The sequence below is a fragment of the Algibacter sp. AS12 genome, assembly GCF_046736315.1.
Lineage (GTDB): Bacteria > Bacteroidota > Bacteroidia > Flavobacteriales > Flavobacteriaceae > Algibacter_B > Algibacter_B amylolyticus.
Window position 1 is genome coordinate 4,297,415 of the sequence record NZ_CP151841.1, and the last position, 19,857, is coordinate 4,317,271.

Annotated in this window: 20 protein-coding genes; 19 read left to right on the plus strand and 1 reads right to left on the minus strand. The window is 31.2% G+C overall.

Going from position 1 to position 19,857, the window contains the following annotated elements:
* The first annotated feature begins 42 nt into the window (after window positions 1-42).
* Window positions 43-3,396, plus strand: a complete 3,354-nt coding sequence (secA, locus tag AAFN75_RS17570; RefSeq protein ID WP_411807597.1) for a preprotein translocase subunit SecA — start codon at window positions 43-45, stop codon at window positions 3,394-3,396.
* A 95-nt stretch (window positions 3,397-3,491) separates the two neighbouring features.
* On the opposite strand, the gene AAFN75_RS17575 is transcribed toward secA, so the two are convergent.
* Window positions 3,492-4,559, minus strand: a complete 1,068-nt coding sequence (locus AAFN75_RS17575; RefSeq protein WP_411807598.1) for a tyrosine-type recombinase/integrase — start codon at window positions 4,557-4,559, stop codon at window positions 3,492-3,494.
* 181 nt (window positions 4,560-4,740) lie between these two features.
* Here AAFN75_RS17575 and AAFN75_RS17580 point away from each other — a divergent pair, with 181 nt between their 5' ends.
* The 18 genes from AAFN75_RS17580 (at window position 4,741) to AAFN75_RS17665 (ending at window position 19,699) form a co-directional block, all read left to right on the plus strand.
* Window positions 4,741-5,247 carry a hypothetical protein gene (locus AAFN75_RS17580; protein ID WP_411807599.1) on the plus strand — a complete coding sequence of 169 codons (507 nt, stop codon included), beginning with the start codon at window positions 4,741-4,743 and terminating at the stop codon, window positions 5,245-5,247.
* A gap of 152 nt (window positions 5,248-5,399) precedes the next feature.
* Window positions 5,400-5,981, plus strand: coding sequence for a DUF6252 family protein (locus AAFN75_RS17585; RefSeq protein ID WP_411807600.1), 582 nt, complete (start codon window positions 5,400-5,402; stop codon window positions 5,979-5,981).
* Between the two features lie 161 nt (window positions 5,982-6,142).
* Window positions 6,143-6,673, plus strand: a complete 531-nt coding sequence (locus tag AAFN75_RS17590; protein WP_382384260.1) for a hypothetical protein — start codon at window positions 6,143-6,145, stop codon at window positions 6,671-6,673.
* 159 nt (window positions 6,674-6,832) lie between these two features.
* Window positions 6,833-8,254 (plus strand): PIN-like domain-containing protein, encoded by a 1,422-nt coding sequence (locus AAFN75_RS17595; protein WP_411807601.1) that lies wholly within the window; start codon window positions 6,833-6,835, stop codon window positions 8,252-8,254.
* Window positions 8,255-8,409: 155 nt separating this feature from the next.
* Window positions 8,410-8,616, plus strand: a complete 207-nt coding sequence (locus tag AAFN75_RS17600) for a hypothetical protein (protein ID WP_411807602.1) — start codon at window positions 8,410-8,412, stop codon at window positions 8,614-8,616.
* 463 nt (window positions 8,617-9,079) lie between these two features.
* On the plus strand, window positions 9,080-9,493 hold the full coding sequence (locus tag AAFN75_RS17605; protein WP_411807603.1) for a hypothetical protein: 414 nt from the start codon (window positions 9,080-9,082) through the stop codon (window positions 9,491-9,493).
* 176 nt (window positions 9,494-9,669) lie between these two features.
* Window positions 9,670-10,176, plus strand: coding sequence for a hypothetical protein (locus AAFN75_RS17610; RefSeq protein ID WP_411807604.1), 507 nt, complete (start codon window positions 9,670-9,672; stop codon window positions 10,174-10,176).
* Between the two features lie 141 nt (window positions 10,177-10,317).
* Window positions 10,318-10,902, plus strand: coding sequence for a hypothetical protein (locus tag AAFN75_RS17615; protein ID WP_411807605.1), 585 nt, complete (start codon window positions 10,318-10,320; stop codon window positions 10,900-10,902).
* Between the two features lie 158 nt (window positions 10,903-11,060).
* The gene (locus AAFN75_RS17620; RefSeq protein WP_411807606.1) at window positions 11,061-11,552 is read left to right on the plus strand and encodes a hypothetical protein; all 492 of its coding nucleotides are present in this window, start codon (window positions 11,061-11,063) and stop codon (window positions 11,550-11,552) included.
* A 193-nt stretch (window positions 11,553-11,745) separates the two neighbouring features.
* A complete protein-coding gene (locus AAFN75_RS17625) occupies window positions 11,746-12,429 on the plus strand; it encodes a hypothetical protein (protein ID WP_411807607.1) in 684 nt (227 codons plus the stop codon).
* A gap of 150 nt (window positions 12,430-12,579) precedes the next feature.
* Window positions 12,580-13,173, plus strand: a complete 594-nt coding sequence (locus AAFN75_RS17630) for a hypothetical protein (protein WP_411807608.1) — start codon at window positions 12,580-12,582, stop codon at window positions 13,171-13,173.
* A 223-nt stretch (window positions 13,174-13,396) separates the two neighbouring features.
* The gene (locus AAFN75_RS17635; RefSeq protein WP_099570538.1) at window positions 13,397-14,560 is read left to right on the plus strand and encodes a hypothetical protein; all 1,164 of its coding nucleotides are present in this window, start codon (window positions 13,397-13,399) and stop codon (window positions 14,558-14,560) included.
* Window positions 14,551-15,390, plus strand: coding sequence for a tetratricopeptide repeat protein (locus tag AAFN75_RS17640; RefSeq protein ID WP_099570539.1), 840 nt, complete (start codon window positions 14,551-14,553; stop codon window positions 15,388-15,390). The genes AAFN75_RS17635 and AAFN75_RS17640 overlap by 10 nt, the downstream gene beginning before the upstream one ends.
* Before the next feature lie 173 nt (window positions 15,391-15,563).
* Window positions 15,564-16,151, plus strand: a complete 588-nt coding sequence (locus tag AAFN75_RS17645) for a hypothetical protein (protein WP_411807609.1) — start codon at window positions 15,564-15,566, stop codon at window positions 16,149-16,151.
* A 195-nt stretch (window positions 16,152-16,346) separates the two neighbouring features.
* Entirely contained in the window at window positions 16,347-16,796 is a 450-nt protein-coding gene (locus AAFN75_RS17650) for a hypothetical protein (protein ID WP_411807610.1), read from the plus strand.
* A 175-nt stretch (window positions 16,797-16,971) separates the two neighbouring features.
* On the plus strand, window positions 16,972-18,492 hold the full coding sequence (locus AAFN75_RS17655; protein ID WP_411807611.1) for a PIN domain-containing protein: 1,521 nt from the start codon (window positions 16,972-16,974) through the stop codon (window positions 18,490-18,492).
* A gap of 3 nt (window positions 18,493-18,495) precedes the next feature.
* Window positions 18,496-18,867, plus strand: a complete 372-nt coding sequence (locus tag AAFN75_RS17660) for a hypothetical protein (RefSeq protein WP_411807612.1) — start codon at window positions 18,496-18,498, stop codon at window positions 18,865-18,867.
* Window positions 18,868-19,027: 160 nt separating this feature from the next.
* A complete protein-coding gene (locus tag AAFN75_RS17665) occupies window positions 19,028-19,699 on the plus strand; it encodes a hypothetical protein (RefSeq protein WP_411807613.1) in 672 nt (223 codons plus the stop codon).
* The last annotated feature ends 158 nt before the right edge of the window (window positions 19,700-19,857 follow it).

Sequence of the window (19,857 nt, forward strand, 5' to 3'; positions counted from 1 at the left end):
AAACCTAGGACAGTCCTAGATAAAACATATAAAATTACACAAATGAGTTTTTTAAATTCGGTATTAAAAATATTTGTTGGCGATAAAGCCAAACAAGATGTAAAGGCAACATCGCCATTGGTTAATAAAATTAAATCTTTTGAAGCCGCGTTAGAGGCTTTAAGTCATGATGAATTAAGGGCTAAAACCTTTGAGTTTAAAGCAAAAATTGCCGAGGCTAATGCCGATATTGACAAGCAAATTGCCGATTTAACTCTAGAAGCGGACAATACCGAAGATATTGATGCTCGTGAAGATATTTATGAGAAAATTGACCTGTTAAGGGATGATGCTTATAAAATTACCGAAGGTGTTTTAAACGATATTTTACCAGAAGCTTTTGCTGTAGTTAAGGAAACTGCAAAGCGTTTTACAAACAATACTTCTATTACTGTTACGGCTACCGAGTTTGACAGAACTATATCTGGAGCGAAAGATAATGTTGTTTTAGATGGCGATAAAGCTATTTGGGCAAACTCTTGGGATGCGGCTGGAAAACCTATTACTTGGGACATGATACATTACGATGTACAGTTAATTGGTGGTATTGCTATGCACCAAGGTAAAATTGCCGAAATGCAAACGGGTGAAGGTAAAACTTTAGTGGCTACGCTACCGGTTTACTTAAATGCCTTAGCTGGTAAAGGTGTGCATTTAGTAACGGTAAATGATTACTTAGCAAAACGTGATAGCGCGTGGATGGCTCCTATTTTTGAGTTTCATGGGATGAGTATTGATTGTATTGATTACCACCAACCAAACTCTGATGCCAGAAGAAAAGCCTACAATGCCGATATTACTTATGGTACCAATAACGAATTTGGTTTTGATTACCTACGTGATAATATGGCGCATTCGCCAGACGATTTAGTACAACGTCCGCACCACTACGCTATTGTAGATGAGGTGGATTCTGTATTGGTAGATGATGCGCGTACACCGTTAATTATCTCTGGTCCTATCCCTAAAGGCGATCGCCATGAGTTTACAGAATTAAAACCAAAGGTAGACGATATTGTATCGGTACAACGTAAATATTTAACTGGTGTTTTGGCTGAAGCTAAAAAACTAATTAGCGATGGCGATACTAAGGAAGGTGGTTTTAAACTGTTGCAAGTATATCGTGGTATTCCTAAAAATAAAGCGCTTATTAAGTTTTTATCTGAAGAAGGTGTTAAACAACTTTTACAGAAAACCGAGAACTTTTACATGCAAGATAACAACCGCGAAATGCCAAAGATTGACGCGGATTTATACTACGTTATTGAAGAAAAAAATAATCAGGTTGAATTAACCGATAAGGGTGTTGAGTATATTTCTGGAAAAGATAATCCAGATTTCTTCATCTTGCCAGAAATTGGTATTGAGGTTGCTAAAATTGAAGAGAAAGGACTTCCTGTTGAAGAAGAAGCTAACCTGAAAGAAGAATTATTTAAGGAGTTTGGTGTGAAGTCTGAGCGTATCCATACGCTTAACCAATTACTAAAAGCCTATGCTTTATTTGAAAAAGACACCCAATATGTGGTGATGGAAAATAAAGTGATGATTGTTGATGAGCAAACAGGTCGTATTATGGATGGTCGTCGTTATTCTGATGGATTACACCAAGCTATTGAAGCTAAAGAGAATGTAAAGATTGAAGATGCTACACAAACATTTGCTACAGTAACCTTACAAAACTACTTTAGAATGTACCGCAAACTAGCAGGTATGACAGGTACAGCATTAACAGAGGCTGGCGAGTTTTGGGAAATCTATAAACTAGATGTTTTAGAAACACCAACCAACCGCCCTATTGCTCGTGATGATAAAGAGGATTTAGTTTTTAAAACAAAACGTGAAAAATACAATGCGGTTATTGATGAAGTAACAAAATTATCGCAAGCCGGAAGACCAGTATTAATTGGTACCACATCGGTTGAGATTTCTGAGTTATTGGGTAAAATGCTAAGCATTCGTAAAATACCGCACAATGTATTAAATGCGAAACAACACAAACGCGAAGCCGATATTGTTGCCGAAGCAGGAAATGCAGGACAGGTAACTATTGCAACCAATATGGCTGGTCGTGGAACAGACATTAAACTATCTGAAGAAGTTAAAAAAGCAGGTGGTTTAGCCATTGTAGGTACAGAACGTCATGATTCGCGTCGTGTGGATAGACAATTACGTGGTCGTGCTGGTCGTCAAGGAGATCCAGGGAGCTCTCAATTTTATGTATCGCTAGAAGACAACTTAATGCGTTTATTTGGATCGGAGCGTATTGCGAAAATGATGGATAAAATGGGATTAAAAGAAGGCGAAGTCATTCAGCACTCTATGATTTCGAAATCTATTGAGCGTGCACAGAAAAAAGTGGAAGAAAACCAGTTTGGTGTTAGAAAGCGATTATTAGAGTATGATGATGTTATGAATGCGCAGCGTGAAGTTGTTTACAAGCGTCGTTATAATGCCTTAAATGGAGAACGTTTACGTGTCGATTTAGCAAATATGATTTTTGATACTTCGGAAGGCATTGCCGAGACTAATAAAGGCGCTAACGATTTTAAAAATTTCGAGTTTGAATTGATTCGTTATTTCTCTATGAGTTCGCCAATTACTGAACAAGAATTTGGTAAACTATCGGCACAAGACATTACATCTAAAATATACAAAGCCGCGTTTACACATTACAGAGATAAAATGGCTAGAAATGCAGAACTTGCTTTCCCGGTTATTAAAAATGTATATGAAACTCAAGCCGATAAATTTAAACGTATTGTTGTACCTTTTACAGATGGTGTTAAAAGTTTAAATGTAGTTACAGATCTTGAAAAAGCTTACGAAACTAACGGTAAACAATTAATTACCGATTTTGAAAAGAACATTACACTTGCCATAATTGATGATGCTTGGAAAACGCATTTACGTAAAATGGATGAGTTAAAGCAATCGGTACAGTTAGCAGTGCACGAGCAAAAAGACCCGCTTTTAATTTATAAATTTGAAGCTTTCGAGTTGTTTAAAGCTATGATTGACCAAGTAAATAAAGATGTTATTTCATTTTTATTTAAAGGTGAATTACCTCAAGAAACACAAGATACTATTCAGGAAGCGCGTGCAAGAAAGCAAGAAAATCTTAATATAGAAAAAGAAGAAATCCCTAACCTAGATGAGCGTTCGGCACAAAACAGAGCTGCAGGCAATACACAACGCCAACCAGAAGTTGTTGAAACTGTTGTTCGTGATAAGCCAAAAATTGGCCGTAACGATCGTGTTACTATAAAACACGTAATTAATGGTGAAAACAAAACTTTAAAATATAAACAAGCCGAACCTTTATTAGCTAAAGGTGAATGGGTTTTAATTGAGGAGTAAACACCTCCTTTAAAAAAAAGAAATCTTAAAATCCCGGTAGTTTATACCGGGATTTTTTTTGTATTCAACTTTAATAGACTTATTTTATGTAAGTGTTACAAACTATCTAAAGGACTTTTTATTTTAGACATGTGTCCATGAGACACCTTGGTATATACTTGAGTTGTTTTTATAGAATAATGCCCTAGTAACTCTTGAATAAACCTTAAGTCTGCCCCAGCTTCTAGCAAATGTGTGGCATAGCTATGTCTTAATCCGTGAATGCCAATTTTTTTAGTGATTCCTGCTTTTCGCATAGCTTTTTTAAATATTTGTTGTAAACTACTTTTCGAGTAACTACCTCCATATTGACCTTCAAACAAATACTCCTTTGGTTTATATATTTTATAATAAGATCTTAGTTCTAGTAAAATGGACTTGGGCAAAGGTACATACCTATCCTTTTTACCTTTTGCTCCTACTATATGTACCATCATTCGGGAACTATCAATATGGTTAATTTTTATATTTACCACTTCAGACACCCTCAACCCCATACCGTAGCATAACTTTATAGCAAGTTTATGTTTTGGGTTGCCGGTATAGTTAATTATTTTTTTTACATCCTGCTTACTTAACAGTTTGGGCAGCGTACTAGGTTTCTTTGGTCTTGGAATATCAAAAAACATTTTTGGCCTGTGAATTACCTGCTCGAAATAAAACTTAATGGCATTAATTTTCCCATTCATTTTACGTTCTTTCATTTTAAGCTGTTGTACACAGTATAAAAAATAGTCTTTTAGCCTTTTAGGTGTTAACTCATTAATTGGATAATCGTTTATTAAGATTAGTAATTCTGCAAATTCTGCAATATAAATACGTTGTGTATTTATACTGTAGGATTTCATAAGTAATTGATTTCTATAATCGATAAATGCTTGTTGGTTAATAAGGTGAATATTTTCAAAAAATTTTTGACCGACTAAAGTCTGATTTATATTTAAATGTTTACGAACTACTGGAAGATCGGCGAGGTACCAGCTTTTATTTGAAGCACTATAGGATACCGAAGGAAATCGATCGCGTAATTGTTTTTGCAGTTCTTTATTGTAAGGAAATTTAATCCAAATTACTTTTTTTTCTCTATGTGTACCAAGCTGAAATGTATAATTGGAAAGTTCCATTTATTAAGTATTTAGTATATCAATACCTAAATATACTAAATTTTGATATACCAAACACATATAGTTATATACCACGCTTAGGTAAGATACTTACTTAGATGTACTAAAATTCAACCATTTTTTTTATATTAGCATTTGTAGCACATATATATGTGTTAGCTACAATTTAATCAACCAGCGATTGAAAAAGAAACTAGTAGAATATACCATTTACAAATCAGCGGATGAATTCTATAAAACTGTCCGAACTGAATTAAATCGAAAAACGTTCGGAAAGAAATTCAATCTATCAGGCGATTATCCAGATAATGGTGGAATTGATATTTATAGCACTATTTCATTTGCAGTTTTTAAACCAAATCTTGGTCCATTAGTAAAACTGAATTTGAACTGCGTGAATACCAATCAAAACGGAACTGAAAGCAAACTGACTTTAAATCGTGTAAATGGAGCAACATATAAGATGCAGTTTTGGTTTATGATTTTCTTTGTTGCACTAACTCTGATTATAGCATTATATCAAATTATAGTTGGAAATGACATTGGATTTGAAATGCTAATGTTACCGCTTTTTGGACTAATATATATTCTGATTATCGAACTGTTTTCTGAGTTTACTATCAGCAGTCTGAATAAAAAAGTGGAAAAAATGCTAAACTCTGAAAAACTAAAATATAAAAAACTGTAGCTAACAATGTGTATAATTCATTGCTAGTTATAGCTTACTTACGAAAGTCCTCGCGGACTTTCTATCTGTGATTTATTTGCTAACTTTAGTGCTTAAACACGCAACGAAATCATACACTAGACCGTTGTGTTTAATTTAACGACCGAATTAAAATGAAACAAATATTTCTTCTTTTTATTTTATTTAGCCTGATATCTTGTTCAAAAGACGACGATGATACTTTGACATCAATAAATAATGATGGAACAGGTGGTATGTCGTGTTTAGTTAACGGAAAAGTTTTAGTTCCTTATAGAACTGGATTTGGAAATCCGCCTAAATTCTTCGGATTTTCCAACGATGATGATATTTATTACTTTGCATTAGGAATACGTCACGAAAATTCAGGGATTGGAGATGACCAAAACTTGAATATACAAGTATATGATATAGACTACAGAGACCCAATAACCTTTCAGCCTATTTCTTTGGCTGGAAATACGTATCAATTGGGCTCATATGGTGACTCAAATTTGAATGGACAATTCCAAACCTTTGGATTATATAGAGATGGTAGAATAGATAATGGATTTTACACAACAACGGATTTAATAAATGGAGAGGTGAAAATTACATATCACGATATTGAAAATTATATTATCGCCGGAACATTTTGGTTTGATGCTATAAACGAAAATGGAGAAATGGTGGAAATAAGAGATGGAAGGTTTGACATTGAATTCACGGGACTATAAAAAACTAAACACAACAATGGCTATAAGTAATTGCTTGTTCTCGCCTACTTCTGAAAATCCTCGCGGATTTTCAGTTTGGTGCGTACTTGCAAAGTTAAGTGCTAAACCACGCAACTACTCATAGCCGAGACCGTTCTACGCAATTTGACCAAACCAACGAAATGAAGAAAATACAAGAACATAATCCATCTACTGACGAACTTCTGAATTTGGAATATAACTTTCAACCTGAACTGACCGAAAAGTTAGATAAAGTTAAATCTGACTTTAATCAGGAATTGATAAACGAAATTGTGTTGTGGAAAACCAATCGTTATGCTGAATTGAATAACGAAACGCTGAATTTGATAAATAAAATTGACCGAAAATCGGAATTTATCGATTCTGCTCTGACTGGCGAAATCCTAATGCATTTGCTCGAAACGAAAGGAATTCGCTTACCAATGGCTTCGACCATTTTGAGATTTAAGAATCCGAGAATTTATCAAATTATCGACCAAAGAGTTTATCGAATGATTTACGGAGCCGAACTGAAATTAAAAACGAACTTAAACGATAATATAATTCAGTATTTGGACTATTTAACCGAATTGAGAAACGTTTGTGCTTTATACCAAATTCCGTTCTCTGAATCTGACAGAATTCTTTACGAATATGATAAAATTATGAACTTGGAAAAAATAAAATACTGAATAAAAACTGCGTAGAACACCGTGTATAATTAATTGCTAGGTTCTTCTCTACTTGCGAATATTCCTGCGGAATATTCACGGGTTCGTAAAAGTTTACTAATTTAGTTGCTAAACCACGCAACTAACCATACACAATCACGTTGGCAGTAATTAGACAAAATGACGAACAAATATTTAATAGATGAAAATGAAGAGAAATCATTGTTTAATGATGCCTTAATTATTTTTGACACTTCTTCCCTACTTGATTTCTATTACTATTCAAGTAAAACACAAAATGAAATTTTTGACACTGTTTTCAGAAAAATAGAAAATAGAATGTGGCTTCCATATCAAGTTTTCTATGAGTTTCAAAAAAATAGAGAAAAGGTAATGATGAAGCCTATTGAAACATATCAAAGTTTACTATCAAAAAGTAAGGACAATAAAGATAGTGGCCACTTTGACGAAATGCACTTAATTATAAAAAAATTCAAAACTGAACAGATTGCAAACGTTAAAGGACATTTAAAAACACTTATAGAAAAAACTCATAAAGATGATAAACATCCATTTTTTGAAGATAAATATTTTGACCATCTAGAGAAAAGAATTAATCTATTAGACGAATACTTGTCAAAAACAGATGAAGAATTCAAAAATTTCAAAAAGCTTCTCGAAAAAGACATAAAAAAGAAAATTAAACAAATTGAAAAAATAAAATCAAGTGATTCAGTTTATGATTCTTTCAAAGAAAATTTCACAATAGGTGAAGAATGGAATTATGATGAATTATTAGCTATTAGTAAAGAGGGTGAATTTAGGTATAGAAATGAAATCCCACCTGGTTTCGAAGATTTTGATGAAAAAAGTGGTTTTCAAAAATATGGAGATTTAATCCTCTGGAAACAATTACTAAGGTATGCTAATGTAAATGGAAAACCTGTCATATTTGTAACTAACGATAACAAAAAAGATTGGTGGTATTTTGATGGAAATGTTAATACTAAATCGCCCAGACACGAATTAATTTCAGAATTTAGTTCTAATAATGAACAAAAATTTTGGATGTATAATTCAAATGATTTCCTCTATAAAATAAAAAAAATCCTAGATTTAAAAATAGAGGATTCATCGATAGAAGAAGTTAAAGAAGTTTATGAATCGCATTCTAGTTCAACTAAAGACTCAATCCTAGGCGAATGGTTAGCTAAAAAACATAAATGGAGAATGCTTATAACATTTGAAGGCAAAGAAAAAGATAACGGTCTTGATTTTTTAAGCATTAATGATGATGGAGTGAAACAAGGTTTCGAAATGAAAAGAGCAATAACTAGTAATTATGCATCAATTTTTGGTAATCTTAAAAAATCTATATTGAACAAAGTAGAAGTAATCTCTAAGAACAGTCTGGATAGATTTACACATATTATAGAAGGAAAAAATAAAGCTTCAGCAACTAAAATTGCAAGGCATTTAGTTCGGACTAATCCAAGAAGGGTTTTAAGAGAAAATGAAAATGATTTTAATGTAATTGTGGGTTATTTTGATAAATCAAGAAAGGAATTTATAGCAACTTTTGAAAGTGAAAAACTAAAATAACTACTGCCAACACCGTGTATAATTCATTGCTAGTTATGGCTTACTTACGAAAGTCCTCGCGGACTTTCTATCTGTGATTTATTTGCTAAATTTAGTGCTGAAACACGCAACGAAATCATACACAAACACGTTAGCAGTCAGTTGAACTCACTCATATGTATGACAAAGAGAAAATAGAAAACTTTCAGATTAGAATGGAGGAATTAATTGAAAAGTTTGACAAAAAACAAGCTTTTGAATTGATTACAACAGAACTCAAAGATTGTGAGGACAAATATCTGACTGAATTTATGGCGCCTTTAAACTTCTTGAATTATGAGCCCGTTTTAGACTGGATTAAAAAAAAATGCAAAGAGGAATAAAAATATTACGCAAGATTGGGGACATTTATCTGCGAGTTCAAATTTCAGCTGGAAAAGAGCGGAAAAATGGCTTGAAAAGGGAAGACCTTTGAGCTTAATTGCACTCGATGCAACAATGTTCTGTACAACAAGAGGAGAGCGACTAAATCAGTCTCTTTTCATGAGGGAATTGAATCCTAAACTGACTGACAATCCCAAACTGGACAAAATAGCAAATGGACTAAAAAACTATTTGAAAAAAGACAGCGTACCAAGGACAAAGAATGTAATTGATAAAATAATAAATGACATATTTGAAATTGGATAAAAAAACCGAACTGCTAACATTGTATAAAAATAATGCGTAAGTTTATTCCTTAATCAAGAGTTAGTGCTTGTTTGCTTGCATCTGATTTTCCTTCGGAAAATCCTCGCACTCAAACTACGCACTATTCTTATACGTAACCGTTACCCTTTATTAAAAATGACTGAGAATTTAGATTGGAAATTTTACACTTCGATTGCTGATAGCCAATATTTGGAAATAAGCGGAATTGATATTTGGAGCTTGAAATGGAATACGGAATATGAAAAAATAATTGTAAAAGACCCTCTATATGGAGCTTTAAAAACATTTAATAAATATTGGATTAAAAATGATAATGAGACAATTGAATTTGTAGCTGGAGAATTTTCTAATTGTATCTGGGGAATTTATTTAAAACCTGATTTGATTGAAAAGCACGAAAGAAAATACGGGAAACGGACAAAAGAAAAAGTGATAAGCGACTTTAAAAAACAATACTCCAAATCTGATAATAACAAAGACAAGTTTTCAATTTTGGAGTTTATAAAAAATCTGTTTCGGAATAAAAAAACAAAGGGTAACACCGTATAAAAATAATTACGGCTTTAGTGCTTAATCAAAGGGCGTTGCGTGTTTGTAACGTCTGATTTTCCTTCGGAAAATCCTCGCATACAAACCCGCAACTATTCTTATACAAACACGTTGTAAACAATTATCACGCAACAATATTTCTTAACTATCGTTTTGGCTTAAATAAAAAAATATCTATGAAAAATTTTATCTTAATATTATCTGTATTTATGATTTTAAGTTGTGGAAAAAATACAACAGATAAAAATGATTCCATTATCGGAAAGAAATTTGAAAAAATAAAAGATATTAAGAAACTTTCGAATTACACTAAAATAAGTGACACAACAATTTATGGAAATAACTCAGAACCAAAACATGGAATACTCCATTTAAGAGATGATGTAAACAATATGATTGTATTAAATAGGATTACTCTAGATTCGATAGATGAAGATAGAATTTTCGAAGTTTTAGACACTTTAATAATTCCAAACCTAAATAAACCTGAATTAATAACTATTGGATATTGTCAAGTAAATAAGGATAATGACGAAAACCTCATTTCAATAGTTGATAAGACAGATAGTTTATTGGTACAAAATATTAAGAAAGTTTGGCGAGCAAATACTGCTACTGAAAAAATAGAAAGAGTAGCTGATTTAAACGGAATTAATTGTCTCAACGAATGGTTCGCTCAATAACAGTTTACAACAACGTTTATAATTAATTGCTGTGTCTGTGTGTACTCGGAAAAATTGACGGATTGTCTTTTGGTTCATTTTCTTTTACTAATTTAGTTCTAGCCAACGCAACTAATCATACACGAACACGTTAGCCACAATATGACGAAAACCCAAATCAGAAATATAATAACAAAGATTCATTTCTACCTTTTGGGATTTGCTTTACTGAATTTTACCCTGAAAAGCACGATTGAAATAAGTCTGAATTATAGCCTTGCTTATATTATAAACCTATTAGTTTATGGAAGTGGAATTATTCTCTTTTTCTGGAATTTAAAGCCATTTAAGAAAATTGGATTTTACTTTAGTTTTTATGCAATTACACCAATTTTGACTTTATTATTCTGGTTGTTTGGCGGAATATTTTTCGGAATTATAACCTCAATATTTCTTTATCCTATTCAACCGAATGATATCGAATATAAGAAAGATAATTTTGTGATTTATCAAGAAAATCAAGGCTTTCTTGGAATGTGTTGTCCTTATAAAATTACGGAAAAGCAATTTTTAATACTTGAAAGGAAAATTAAAGAAATAGATTTAAACAATGAAATCGAATTTTATGATAATTCAATATATACAAAAAACGGAAAAACTGAATTGAAAATTAAATTTGAAGGATATCAATTTTTAGAAAGGAATTTGCTTGAAAAAGATACAATAATTTTAATCAAAAAAGAATAAATACTGTGGCTAACAATGTATAAAAATAATTGCTCAATTTTGGGCTTAACCAAAGGTCGTTGCAAGTTTACTACGTCTGATTTTCCTGCGGAAAATCCTCGCACGTAAACCCGCAACTATTCTTATACTGAGACGTTAGGTGCAATTTGAGGAAAACGATGAACTTCGGAACAGATATAAACGAATTTTTAAAAAGTAGTGCTATAAGAGCACTCGGAGGAAATACGCCTAAATCTTTACGAAAAGCATCAATTGAATTAAGGGATAAAGAAGTTCAATGGTTATGCGTATTGGATTTTTCAGCAACCGAAGATGATATAGAAGATTGTGCAATCGCAGGAACTGAAATAATTGCTGATTTTACTTGGGAATACGGAATTAATGAAATGTTTGAAAAAGTAAAACCGAATGAAAAACCAAGAGCTTTAATAAATGTCGTTTATGAAAGATTGGAAAGGAATTTTAACGAAAGAGAGATAGACGAAAAGGAATGGATTACGGAAAATAATTATTGCGGAAAATGTAAAAAAGCAGATACTGGACTGAATTATCCAATAGAATACGAATTTGACGGAAAAATTTACATTGACGGAATTTGTAAAGTTTGCGGAACTGCGTGTAGAACTGAAATGAAAATAGAAACGGAATAAAAAAACTGCACCTAACACCGTATAAAAACAATTGCGGTTTAGTGCTTAATCAAAGGTCGTTGCGTGTTTGTAACATCTGATTTTCCTTCGGAAAATCCTCGCATACAAACCCGCAACTATTCTTACACATAAACGTTGCCAACAATGTTGAAAATCGTAACTAAAATCAAATTCAATCTTTAAAATAAAATTAATGGACAAATCAAAAGATTCGGAATTTACAGAACTTACCGAATTGAAATGGTTGCCATTTATTGGCAAAGACTATTTTAATTCTGCACAAAAAATAATGGTTATTGGAGAAAGTCATTATAGAGATGACAATCAAGAATCGATAGATTGGAATAATCAACTAACATTCACAAGAGATATTCATTCAATTATAGCTATCAACAAAAAGTATGACCGAACTAAAGTATTCTATTATCTAAATCGTGCATTATTTAGAAATGACAGTAAAATTGATACAAACGTACTATGGTCAAAATTGACATTTTACAATTTTATTCAGAGTTCAATGCATACTAGAAAAAGCAGACCAGTTGAAAGTGATTATTTAAAAGGATGGTCAAATTATTTTGAAATGATGCCTATTTTAAAACCTAATTTTTGCCTTTTCATTGGAGTTCAAGCTTCTGATTATTTGAAAAAAGCAATTAAGAACTCTGATTTTAAAATAAAGGAATTTAAAAAATTGGAAAAAATCAATGGCACGTTTCCAAGAGAAGTAATTATTGAGCAATCTAATGGAAAAGAAATTAAACTGCTCTTTATAAAACATACGAGTAATTTTTTTAGTTGGGATGATTGGAATAAATTTTTAAAAAAAGGCTACGTAAAAGAATTGAATTGGATAAAATCGGGAATTTGGAACTGAAAAAACACGGTTGGCAACACCGTATATAATTTATTGCTAGCATTTTGCTTACTTACGAAAGTCCTCACGGACTTTCTTGGTCGGTAATTATTTACTAAATTAGTTGCTTTAAACACGCAACAAACCATATACAACAACGTTACCCACAATATGAGAAAACCAATGTTGACATATATAATAATCGGAATAGTTTCAATCGCAGGAATTGGAATTCTAATCAGTTGCAATAACAAACCGAAAAAAGAAATTACTGAAAAAACACAGCAAACGGAGAAAACAGCTGAACAGAATCCTTATATGGATATGCGAAAAATGGCATTGACCGTTACAGCTGAACAACTTGGATTTCAAATTCCAGGAGACTCAATAAAAGTTTACGGAATTGTATCTGATTTAGATATGGATGGCGGAACTGCAACTGTGGTTACATATTTGACTGGAGATGCAAGTATTTATTTAAGTTCTGGTGGTGGATTTATTGGAGCTGGACAACACGAAAGTGTTAAAAAAGTAACTAAAGAATTTGTAGAAAACGGACATTTGATTTCTTTTAAAGGGAAACAATTTGATAATCCTGATTTGCCGACAAACGGAAATGCGAATTTTTACTTTTTGTCAAATATGGGACAAACCCGAATTACAGAAAGTATTTCAAAAATGGAAAGCGGAGAATCGGAATTTTCCAATCTGTTCGCTGAATTGAATAATGTAATGACTGAAATCAGACTGAAAAGCGAAAAATAAATACTGTGGGTAACACCGTATAAAAATAATTGCGGTTTAGTGCTTAATCAAAGGTCGTTGCGTGTTTGTAACGTCTGATTTTCCTTCGGAAAATCCTCGCATACAAACCCGCAACTATTCTTATACATAAACGTTGGCTTTAATGCTGAAGAACATCGCAAAACAGCAAGTTTACAGTTATAAACAAAAGCCTGTAAAATTTAAATTTATAATATTGAATTATATGAGATTAACTATTTTATCATTTATTACTTTAGTTTTTTTAACTAGTTGTAGTGATAAACAAAATATTAGTTCAGAAACGTATATTGGAACATACCGAATAATGGACCAAATGGTTCCTTATCCATTCATAATACAACAAAAAAAAGACACTATATATCTTTACAACAATAAAGGTAATAGTATTGATAAAATTACAAATACATCAATAAACAAGAACAAATCACTTAACTTTCAAGAAAAACATCTGAAAATCATACAAAAAGAGGATGACGAATTCCTTGCTTTTGACTTACTAGATACCACAAACTTTAAAACATTTAAAAACGGAAATCCGAGTCCAAAAAATAGTGCTAAATTCAAAAAAATAAAATCAGAAAATAAACTTGACCTTCAAAAAGTTAAAAAAGAAATAGGGAAATTCATTTGGAAATACGATGTTGTTGAAGACGAAAACAGTAACCCAAATAATGATTTAGAAATTGAAAAGTTATTTTATTTTAAAAATGATAGTCTTAACATTATTACGAATTATTACTATCAAGGTTTAAAAACAATTTCAGAGTATGAAACAAAATCATACAATATTTTTGTAATAGATAATATTTACTTTTTATCACTTCAAAAAGAAAGTTCTAATCCACAACCAATTTATCAAATTGTGAGATATGATTCAAACAAAATCGAATTAAGAGATTTTTCTTCAAGAGTTTCAAAAAACATTATTTTGCACAAAGAATCAATAAGTGTTATAGACTATACCGAACTAGCAAAAAATTCTTCTATTTACTCAAATTGTTTTGATGGATATCAAGGAGAATATTACTTTGGCGATGATGTTACTTTTAATAAAGGAAATGAATATATAATAAATTATGTTAATGAGAATATTCCAAAAAATGAAACAAACTCGGGATATTTAATAGTTCATTTTAATATAAACTGTTCTGGAAAAGTTGGCAATTTTGGTTTAATTCAAATGAATAGAGACTTTAAAGCAACAGCTTTCTCGAAAGAGTTTGTAAATCACACTATTAATAAAGTAAGTAAATTAGAAGAATTTCCAGCTTCCAACTCACAATTAGAATGGCTTAATTACAAAGATGTACACGCTTTTTTAATGTTTAAGATTAATAATGGTAAAATCGTAGATGTATGTCCTTAAAATATAAAATCATCAGTTTTACAATACTAGTTTTAGTCAATAGTTGTAATAATAAACAATCTAAAGATTATTCATCATTAGATGAAAATAAAAAAGGAGAAATAGCAAATTGGTATCACGAAATGTCTAACTATTTTTTACAACCATCTGAACTTTATAGAACATATAAAGACTCTGCTTTAATAGTTCAGCCTGATAATGTTGATTTGAGGCAAAGACTTTCTTATTCATATAAAAAAGTTGGAGAACATATCAAAGCTATGGAAGTCTTAAACAAAGCAGTTGAAATTGACACAGCAAATGGAAAGGCAGATGTTTTAGAATATAGAGCTTGGACTCTTTTATACTATTACAGAGATTATGAAGGTGTTATAAGAGATGTTAATTTAATAGAAAAAATTACAGGGAATTCTTATAATTCTTGTTGGGGAGAACCTTGTGGCTTTCACAAAGGACAAGCGTTATACAAACTTGATGATTTTGAAGAAGCTATTAAGACCTTTGAAACTGTTAATATAGAAGAAGAAAAATTGGGATTTGACACTAATGACAATTATATGATTTTCTTTTATATTGGAAGGTGTTATACAGAAATGAAAGATTATGACAAAGCAATCTTTTTCTATAATAAATCTTTAGAATCAGTAAAACAATTTCCTGAAGCTTATTATCAATTAGGTTTGATTTATAAAAAACTAAACAAAAATGTAAAAGCCAATGAAAATTTCAAATTGGCAAACGAGTACATTAATTATGGAATGAGTGAGCCTTATGTCGAACGTTTTGATGAAGTTTTTCAATATATGGTAGATAAGGAACTGAATGAATAACTGATTTAAAAAAGCACTAAAAGCCAACACCGTATATAATTTATTGCTAGTTCTAGCCTACTTACGAAAATCCTCGCGGATTTTCTATTCGGTTTGTATTTGCTAAATTAGGTGCTTAAAACACGCAACAAACCATATACAATCACGTTGCCCACAAGTTGAGAAAAATAGAAATGAAAAGAATATTTTTAGGAATTATAATAAGTATAACTTGTTTGAATTTAAGTTTCGGACAAGAATTACAAGATGGACAAAAAAGATGGAGTTCAAGTTCTAAACTGACCATTAATGATTTTAAAATCAAAATCAGTGACGAAAATAATGATGCTGTTTATAGCCAATTTATGATTTCTCACTCAATTGGCGGATTTGACTTTATGAAACGGAATCTGAATCAAAAAATTGGAAATCTATTTTTAGGAAACGCATCTTGGATAGACACTACAAAAGTTGAGAGTATTGAAAAACAAATTGACTTTCAACAAATGCAATTTGACCTTGCCGAAATTCAAGCACGAAAATTCAGAAAAAGAATATTAAAAGACAAAAAAGAAATTTCAAAAGGTTTTGACATTGTGAATAAAATCAATAACGAAACAATAGCGGAATTTTCAGAAATTCGACTGAAATTAATGAGAGAAACTGAAAGTGGTCGAAATGAAAAAAAAGTTGCTGAATGGAAAGAAAAGATTGTGTCTGAATTAAAGGAATTGAATGAATTTAGGTTCGAGAATAAAAAGAAAATAAAGCTGAATAAATAAAAACCAGTGGGCAACACCGTATAAAAATAATTGCGGTTTTGTGCTTAAAATAAGGCAGTTGCGTGTTTGTAACGTCTGATTTTCCTTCGGAAAATCCTCGCATACAAACCCGCAACTATTCTTATACAAAAACGTTGGGTGTAATTTGACCAAACAATTCGAAAAATCATAAAAACAATAAATAAATTTAATTCTATGAAACTTAAAAATATAATTCTATTCTCATTAGTCTTATTACTTACATCTTGCGCTTTAAAGCCGATTACTTCTGATTACACTTTTATCAAAACTGATTTGGAAAAAGTTGAGCTTGATAATTTAGGAAACGGAACAATACTAATATATAACGGAGCTGATATTTTGCATAAAATAGATAACACTGCTAGATTAAACATTTGGATTGACAATAAACCTCTAGGACAAATTAGACCGAGTGAATATGTTATTATTAACCTTAAAAATGGAAAACACCAGTTTAAAGCCTTGCATATTGACGTTGTAAATATGAGAAGTGAACACGATGTTGAAATTGACGAAAAAACTAAAGTTATTAAAATTAAACCGAACATAACATCAAACCGATTGACTGTGACGAATGAATTACCAGAGAAAATTGAGAAATTTAAATATGCTGAAAAAAGATAATTAAAAAACTACACCCAACACCGTATAAAAATAATTGCGGTTTAGTGCTAAATCAAAGGTCGTTGCGTGTTTGTAACGTCTGATTTTCCTTCGGAAAATCCTCGCATACAAACCCGCAACTATTCTTATACATAAACGTTGGCAATAATGTGAATAACCCACGAACAACCACTAAATGAAAGTACTTTTAGATACCAACATAATTATTCACAGAGAAGCGAACAGAATTGTTGAGCACGATATTGGACAATTATTTAATTGGATTGATAAGTTACATTACGAAAAATACATTCATCCAATCACAATCTCTGAAATTGATTCCTATCAAAATAAACAAGTAGTTGCCACTTTTTCAATAAAATTAGATAGTTATAATAGAATTAAGCATCAACTTCCTTTTTCGGAAAATGTTCAAAGTGTAAGTGCAAAATTTGATGTAAATGATAATGATATTAATGACACTCATCTGTTAAATGAAATTTACGAAGGCAGAATAGATTTATTAATTACTCAAGACAAAAAAATACATACAAAAGCTTCTAAGCTTGGAATTTCAGATAAAGTATTTAAGATTCAATCATTTCTTGAAAAAGTTACTTCTGAAAACCCAGATTTAGTTCAATACAATGTCCTTGCTGTAAAAAAGGCTGACTTTGCAGAAGTTGACATTAATGACATTTTTTTTGATAGTTTCCGAGAAGATTACAACGAATTTGATAATTGGTTTAAATCAAAATTTGATAAGGTTTGCTATGTATGTTATAGCGACAATAATTTAACAGCTTTTCTTTATATAAAAGTCGAGGAGAAAACTGAAAATTATTCTGAAATAAAACCAATATTTGACAAGAAAAAAAGACTAAAAATTGGCACCTTAAAAGTAATTAGTAATGGCTATAAAATTGGAGAAAGATTCTTAAAAATTGTCTTTGATAATGCTATTCAATATAAAGTAGATGAAATATATGTAACGGTATTTGACAAAAGACCAGAGCAAGGACAATTAATAGATATGCTTAAAGGTTGGGGTTTTGTGGAACACGGAATAAAATCCACCAAGAATGGAGATGAAATCGTATTAACAAGACCTTTTGGGAAAACTCAACCAATACAAATTAATAAGCCTAAACTTTCTTTTCCATTCTTTTCGTGGGACACAAGAAAATATATAATCAAAATAGAACCTAAATATCACACAGAATTATTTCCTGATAGCATTAATACACGAGAAGACGAAACAAAATATACCGAAAACGAACCACATCGTAATAGAATTGGAAAAGTATATATTTCACATTCTCAAGACAGACATCTTAAAGCAGGAGATATTATAGTTGTTTACAGAATGGGAGATACAAAGCCAAAAAAATATTCGAGTACTGTAACTTCAATATGCATTGTAGAAGAAGTTCTCAACGGTTTTGAGTCCTTTGATGAATTTTATAAAGCTTGTTACAGAAGAACAATGATTAAAAAGGCTGATTTGGAGAAAGATTGGTGGAATAAATATCCTAAATACAGACCTTTTGTAATAAAATTCCTGTACGCTCACTCTTTTCCGACACCAAAGCCAACGCTCAATGATTTGAATAGAATTGGCGTAATTCCTGACATTATGAATATGCCACGTGGATTTATAGAAATAAATAACAATCAGTTTATCAAATTAGTTAATTTTGCTTATAATCGTAAATAATATATGAAAGTCGTTTTATCAATTAAACCAGAATTTGCCTTTAAGATTTTTGATGGCTCTAAAAAGTTTGAATTTAGAAAAGCTATTTTTAAAAACAATAATGTAAAATCTATAATAGTTTATGCATCATCGCCTGTTCAAAAAGTAATTGGCGAATTTGAAATCGGTAAAATATTCAATAATGACCTCGAAACACTTTGGAATTTGACAAAAGAACATTCGGGAATTACAGAAGAATTTTTTTATGAATATTTTTCAGAGAGAGAAAAAGGTTTCGCAATTCAAGTTAAGAATAAGAAAAAATATAAAGAACCTAAATGCTTGAAAACGGATTTTAATTTACATCCACCACAATCATTTGCATACGTGAAATAAAACACTATTGCCAACACCGTGTATAATTCATTGCAAGTTCTAGCCTACTTACGAAAGTCCTCGCGGACTTTCTATCTGTGATTTATTTACTAACTTTAGTGCTTAAACCACGCAACGAAATCATACACAAACACGTTGTGCATAATATAAACCTACTGCTATGAAGAAAAATTTGATTTTAATTTTAACCTTTTTTTCACTTCTATTCATAAGTTGCGAAGAAGACCCAATTCCTGCGGATATTGAAACTTTAGTTTTTGGAAAAATTTATGATTTTACAAATGACATACCAATCGTAAATGAAAAAATAAAATTAGCGGAATTTAGTACTCAAGGAACTTTCGCTGGTACAAATTATATATTTAAAGGATTTATAGATTCGACTACGACTGACATAAACGGAGATTACAGTTTACCATTTAATACTACTGGAAATGGAAATAAATATTCAATTCAACTTGACTATAAACAAGAGGTTCACATTCCAAATTTGGAAGAACCTATTCAAGACGAAAGTATTGGAGACCAAGAAGAGATAAATTTTGAAGGTTTAAATCTTTATCCTGTAGATTTAAGAGTTATTATTACGGACGAAATAACTCAAGAGATAAATATGTACAAACAATTTCCTGAAAGACAAATCGACCCAATACCAGCATCTATTCAAAATTCCGTAAGAAGAATTTGGGTTGACAAAAATGTGGTTAACGAAATAACTTTTCGAATTGGAAGTTCAAGTCCTTTCTTAAACCATATTATTCAAATCCCAATTAATAACACAACTGAACTTTACGAATATGAAATTGAGATAAGTTCAACCGATTTCCAATAAATACTATGCACAACACCGTATAAAAATAATTGCGGTTTAGTGCCTAATCAAAGGTCGTTGCGTGTTTGTAACGTCTGATTTTCCTTCGGAAAATCCTCGCATACAAACCCGCAACTATTCTTATACATAAACGTTAGCAGTCAGTTGAACTCACTCAT

Excerpts from the sequence above, each read along its gene's own strand:
- secA (WP_411807597.1), top strand. The coding sequence starts at position 43 with ATGAGTTTTTTAAATTCGGTATTAAAAATATTTGTTGGCGATAAAGCC.
- AAFN75_RS17575 (WP_411807598.1), bottom strand. The coding sequence starts at position 4,559 with ATGGAACTTTCCAATTATACATTTCAGCTTGGTACACATAGAGAAAAA.
- AAFN75_RS17585 (WP_411807600.1), top strand. The coding sequence starts at position 5,400 with ATGAAACAAATATTTCTTCTTTTTATTTTATTTAGCCTGATATCTTGT.
- AAFN75_RS17590 (WP_382384260.1), top strand. The coding sequence starts at position 6,143 with ATGAAGAAAATACAAGAACATAATCCATCTACTGACGAACTTCTGAAT.
- AAFN75_RS17595 (WP_411807601.1), top strand. The coding sequence starts at position 6,833 with ATGACGAACAAATATTTAATAGATGAAAATGAAGAGAAATCATTGTTT.
- AAFN75_RS17600 (WP_411807602.1), top strand. The coding sequence starts at position 8,410 with ATGTATGACAAAGAGAAAATAGAAAACTTTCAGATTAGAATGGAGGAA.
- AAFN75_RS17605 (WP_411807603.1), top strand. The coding sequence starts at position 9,080 with ATGACTGAGAATTTAGATTGGAAATTTTACACTTCGATTGCTGATAGC.
- AAFN75_RS17610 (WP_411807604.1), top strand. The coding sequence starts at position 9,670 with ATGAAAAATTTTATCTTAATATTATCTGTATTTATGATTTTAAGTTGT.
- AAFN75_RS17615 (WP_411807605.1), top strand. The coding sequence starts at position 10,318 with ATGACGAAAACCCAAATCAGAAATATAATAACAAAGATTCATTTCTAC.
- AAFN75_RS17620 (WP_411807606.1), top strand. The coding sequence starts at position 11,061 with ATGAACTTCGGAACAGATATAAACGAATTTTTAAAAAGTAGTGCTATA.
- AAFN75_RS17625 (WP_411807607.1), top strand. The coding sequence starts at position 11,746 with ATGGACAAATCAAAAGATTCGGAATTTACAGAACTTACCGAATTGAAA.
- AAFN75_RS17630 (WP_411807608.1), top strand. The coding sequence starts at position 12,580 with ATGAGAAAACCAATGTTGACATATATAATAATCGGAATAGTTTCAATC.
- AAFN75_RS17635 (WP_099570538.1), top strand. The coding sequence starts at position 13,397 with ATGAGATTAACTATTTTATCATTTATTACTTTAGTTTTTTTAACTAGT.
- AAFN75_RS17640 (WP_099570539.1), top strand. The coding sequence starts at position 14,551 with ATGTCCTTAAAATATAAAATCATCAGTTTTACAATACTAGTTTTAGTC.
- AAFN75_RS17645 (WP_411807609.1), top strand. The coding sequence starts at position 15,564 with ATGAAAAGAATATTTTTAGGAATTATAATAAGTATAACTTGTTTGAAT.
- AAFN75_RS17650 (WP_411807610.1), top strand. The coding sequence starts at position 16,347 with ATGAAACTTAAAAATATAATTCTATTCTCATTAGTCTTATTACTTACA.
- AAFN75_RS17655 (WP_411807611.1), top strand. The coding sequence starts at position 16,972 with ATGAAAGTACTTTTAGATACCAACATAATTATTCACAGAGAAGCGAAC.
- AAFN75_RS17660 (WP_411807612.1), top strand. The coding sequence starts at position 18,496 with ATGAAAGTCGTTTTATCAATTAAACCAGAATTTGCCTTTAAGATTTTT.
- AAFN75_RS17665 (WP_411807613.1), top strand. The coding sequence starts at position 19,028 with ATGAAGAAAAATTTGATTTTAATTTTAACCTTTTTTTCACTTCTATTC.